This window comes from Natrinema soli, from assembly GCF_028618695.1.
In genome coordinates, this window is the sequence record NZ_JAQIVI010000124.1 from 1 (window position 1) to 4,849 (window position 4,849).

The 4,849-nt window shown below is 65.7% G+C and carries 3 protein-coding genes; 1 reads left to right on the forward strand and 2 read right to left on the reverse strand.

Going from position 1 to position 4,849, the window contains the following annotated elements; translation table 11 throughout:
• Window positions 1-175: 175 nt before the first annotated feature.
• A complete protein-coding gene (locus PGX04_RS08505; protein WP_273738113.1) occupies window positions 176-2,803 on the reverse strand; it encodes an alkaline phosphatase PhoX in 2,628 nt (875 codons plus the stop codon).
• Between the two features lie 278 nt (window positions 2,804-3,081).
• On the reverse strand, window positions 3,082-3,504 hold the full coding sequence (locus PGX04_RS08510; protein WP_273738114.1) for a hypothetical protein: 423 nt from the start codon (window positions 3,502-3,504) through the stop codon (window positions 3,082-3,084).
• A gap of 369 nt (window positions 3,505-3,873) precedes the next feature.
• On the opposite strand from PGX04_RS08510, the gene PGX04_RS08515 reads away from it, so the two are divergent.
• Window positions 3,874-4,849, forward strand: a 976-nt coding sequence (locus tag PGX04_RS08515; protein WP_273738115.1) for an NAD(P)H-dependent oxidoreductase, incomplete at its 3' end; no start/stop codon positions are given.

Here is a 4,849-nt window from a genome sequence, read left to right on the forward strand (position 1 = left end):
CCCTCGCTCGCGGCCGCGATCGGAGCCGGAAGGGTTGCCAGACAGACCGCGAGCCCGACGACGAGCGCCGTCGCCGTCCGTCGTCGCGATCTCGGCCACCCGATCGAAGCCGACTCGTCAGTTCGGACCCGCCGTGCGGTCGTGGCCGAATCGGCGTCTGATCGTTCCATCCGCCTCACAGCTCGCCGTACAGTTCGTCGATGTCGTCGTAGTCGATACGGCCGTTTTCGTTGAAGTCGTAGGCGTCGGCGTTGAGCGTCACCGAGTCGTCCTCGATGTGATCGAACAGCGAGACGACGTCGTCGTAGTCGAGTCGACCGTTGCCGTTGGCGTCCTCGAATCGGCCGTCGCCGTCCGGATCGGTCGGCGCACTGCCGGAGCCACCCGGGCCGCCGATCGGCGGCGGCCCGGTAATCACCACGCCGGGACGGCGCTGGGGTTCGATAGCGGCTCCGTCGTCGTCGTCCAGCGCCTGCACGTCGACCGTGATATCCGTCGTTCCGGCCCCGACACCCTCGAGTTCGACGCTCGCCAGCGTCACGTCCATCGCGCCGGGCTCGATCTCCTCGTCGAGATCGGCGAACTTGAACGCGACCGTCGATCCGTCGTCGCTGATCGTCGGACCGGCGGTGAGTTCGAGCGCGTCGTGGTACGTCGCGCCCGTGATTTCGGCGACGTCGGTGTGTTCGAGGCTGACGGAGACGCGACCGCCGGCGAGGCCGTCCGGAACCGACGAGAGCGTCAGATCGACGGCTCCCGTCTCCCCCTGACCGACGGCGACGGAGTCGACGTGCAGCGACGTCGGCGGCTGGTAGACCCACATCGCGTCGTTGGGGTACGAGCGGCCGAAGCTCCCCTTGTCCTCACAGAGGAGGACGCGGCCGTCGTCCATCACCATGACGTTGTCGACGTTGATGAGCGAGACGTCTTTCAGGGATGTGGGGTCGCTGCCGTTCGGACCGACGACGACGGGCTCGAGCCGGGAGACGTCGTACCCGTCCTGAAGTTCGGCGCGATAGAGGACGCCGGTTTCGACCTCGTCGAATCGGAGTTCGCCCTGCTCGTCGGTCATGTAGCCGCCGAGCGAGGAGATCCCGAAGTAGATGAAGTCGCCGGGCTCGGCCTCGTCGTGGGAGTCGATCCCTTCGGCCTTGTTGAACTCGACGCTGGCACCGATCTCCTTGGCGGCTGCTCGAGTCTCGAGGAAGGGGACGCGACGAAGGTCCTCGTCGACGCCGTCGGGGCCGTGTGCCTCGTACTGAGCCGCCCACTCGACGATCTCCTCGTCAGTGATGTAGTCCCGGTTGCCGTTGATCGCGACTTCCTCATCGGCTTCCGCGAGCGCGGTCTCGAGGTCTGTTTCCCAGTCGGTTTCGGCGTGGGTCTCGAGGTACTCGACCTGCGTGATATCGTCGTAGTCGGCGATCCATGACTCGACTTCGGCGTTGCTCGCGGTGCCGAGTTCGAGCCACTCGACCTCGAGATCCGTCTCGGCGACCGGACCCTCGCCGATCTCGCTCGCCTTCATGGCGTACAGGGTCCCGCGAACGTCCATTCGACTGTCGTACTCGGGGATCGGCTCGTCCGCGACGAACTTGTAGATCCCCTTCGCGCCGCCGTCGGACGCGAGGTAGACGGTCCGCTCGTCGGGCAGGACCTCGGGACACTCCCAGGCGGCCCGACCGAAGACGTGGTGTTTGACCGGCGTCGGCTCCTCGGCGGTCGGGTCGGTGATCTCGACGATCTTGCCGTAGCGATAGCGGTTGGGGAACTCGTCGCCGATCGGCGTTCGCTCGTTGCCCTCCGCCGTTCGGTCGACGGGTTCGGCACCGAGATAGTAGGCGAGCTTCTCCACGCCGCTGTTCGACCAGAGACCCATCGGCGACCAGGCGTCGTTGCCGAAGATATCCTCGAGGGCGTCCCCGACCTCGGAGATGTTGGGACGGTTGTAGAACTCGCTGCCTCCGCGCAGGCCGACGCCGCTGCCCCCTTCGACGATGTCGCTGACCGTCGCGAGCCCGTTGACGCGCGGATGGCCGTAGTCCTCTTCCGCGGAGAGGGGCGTCTCCCACGGACTCAGATCGCCGTAGCAGTTGATCTTCGTGCCGCCGATGTCGCGGAACGCCGCCTGATTCTCGATCTCGGCCGCGTTCTCGAGGTCGGCGTCCCAGCTGCCGTCCGTCCGGCTGATCGGCGTCCGCGTGATGGCGCCGGGCGTGGTTTCGTTGTTCGTGAAGAGGTAACCCTCGGTGCCGTCCTCGGTCGTCGAGACGAAGAAGTTCATGTCGGGGTTGTGGCCGACGCCCTCGTAGCTCTCGCCGACGACGTCGGCGATATCCGTTCCGTCGGGCGTCTCGGGATGACCCCACCTCTCGGTGCCTCCGTTGATCGGGTCCCCCTCCTGGACGAGGTACGCGTACTCGCCGCCCGCCGAGAGCACCTGCCCCTGTTCGCTCTCGGTGTGCGGCGGCTCCAGTTCGGCGAAGTCGTCGTTACTCCCGTTGAAGGTGAACTGGAACCCCTCGAAGACGCCGACCCCTGCCCGATCGAACGGTTCCGGGTTGTCCCGACTCGGGTGCTGAACGCTGTAGAGGAGTTCGCCCGTCTCGAAGACGAACGGGCCCGTGACCTCCGCGCCTCGAGCCGTCGTCGAGAACCGCTTGATCGTCCCCTCGACGTACGGTGCGTCCAGCGTCTCGTGCTCGTTGGCTCCGTCCTGTGCGCCGGCGACGCCGACCGCCCCGGTGCTGATGGCCGCCGCGACTGACGATGCCATCAAGTTCCGCCTGGTAAATTCGACCATGCAAGCGGAGTAATCCCCGATTAATTAATGAGATTTTATAATAGATGCACGTAGAACAGTATAGAATACGCCAGCATACTGCTGATACTATAGTGTATCGAGTACTCTAACGGCTATTGTTCGATATATAGGCAAACGGTGAGAACCGTTCAGACGATGATTCCGGAAGTCGTCCAAACCGGTGGTGGTTGCTCCGCCAACCGATCGGTGAATCGATCGAGTCGAGTGCAACAGTGGAGCGGAAAAGGAGCCGTTCGTGACTGCGGACCGTCGCGGGCCTACTCGAGGCCTCGTTCAGCCGCCTCGGATCGGATCTCGGCGGCACGCTCGCGGACCCACGAGAGGTAGCGCTCGATCTCGGTCGGCGTGGCGCCGTAAAACGAGGCGACCCAGTTGACGTCCGACCAGGGGCACGTGACGAGGTACGCGGCGAGGGTGTCCTTGCCGGCCTGGACGATCTCCGGCGGGACGCCGCGCTCACCGGTGCCCTCCTCGACGAAGCCGTTGACGTCGAAGTAGACGTCGGCGTACAGCCGGGCGTCCTCGAGGTCGGCGAACGCGATGTCGGTGTGATCGGGCGCGTCGAATCGGTAGCGCAGGCCATCGCCATCGGCGGCGTCGGTTTCGACGATGCGAACGGCCAGAATGTACTCTTCGACGATAGCGTCGTCGGTTGCGGGGACAGTGTCGGATGTAGCCATGGACGGGTTCCCTGCCCTCACTCGCTCCCGTAACGGTATTGAACGTTGATATGAGTCCTACTGTGTGCTCGTGAGCGTTTCGTACCGCTACTGTTTCGATCGTGCCGGCGACGACCTACCGATACTACTTCGTCACCGAGTCGACAGTGATAGAGGGTGACAGGCGCATCCTGGTACTCAGGGAGAGCGGACGGCAGCCGACGACGGGCGGTCGAGGGCTCGGTCAGCGTTCGCGGCCGGTTCACTCAAACTCGGCCGCCGAAGGTCGATTCACTCACGCCCGGACGCCGAACCGTGACGACCGGCGGCTCGTCAATGCCCCGCCTTTTAGGCCGGGGACATCGTCACGGGAGACGTTCACACCGACGCATGAACGTCCTGATCGTCCTCGGTCATCCCCGAACCGACAGTTTCTGCGGTGCCCTGGCCGAGGCGTACCACGACGGTGCGCTCGAGGCCGGTGCCGACGTGCGGGAGCTCGCCGTCGCCGACCTCGAGTTCGATCCCGACGTTCACGCGGCGTCGCCCACGGACCAGCGGATGGAGCCGGATCTCCGGGAGGCACAGGACCTGATTCGCTGGGCGGAGCACCTCGTCTTCGTCTATCCGAACTGGTGGGGGACCATGCCGGCGCGACTCAAGGGCTTCTTCGACCGCGTCTTCACGCCCGGCTTCGCGTTCCTCGAGTACGACGAGGGGGAGGGCGCGGGTCACGAGGAACTGCTGGACGACAAGACCGCCGAACTGCTCGTCACGATGGACATGCCGCCGTGGGTCTACCGCTGGATCTATCGACAGCCGGGGAACAACGCCGTCAAGCGTGCGACGCTCGGCTACGCCGGGATCCGCACCACGCGGATCACGAACCTCGGCCCGGTCGAGTCGTCGACCCCCGAGGAACGCGAGCGCTGGCTCGAGACGGCGACCCGGCTGGGCGGAAGCCTCGCCGACGGGCCGGATACCCGGTCGGCTCGCCTCCGGCGAACGGTAACGGTCTGGCTGAAAGCCCTGCGACTGCAGTTCTACCCGATGTCGTGGGTGGCCTACACCGTCGGCGCGCTGGCGGCGACCGGCTCGAGCGACGTGTTCTCGTCGGCCGCCTACTGGCTGGGCTTCGCCTTCCTCTTCTTCCTCGAAGCGGCGACGGTGTTGAGCAACGAGTACTACGATTTCCCGACCGACCGTGAGAACGCGTTCGCCGGTCCCTTCACCGGTGGCTCGCAGGTGCTGGTCGACGGCGAACTCGAGTTCGACGACCTCAGACGGGGAATCGGTGTCGCGCTCCTGCTGGCCGTCGCGTTCGGCGTTGGCGCCCTCGCGGTCGGGTCCGGCTCTCCCGTCGCCG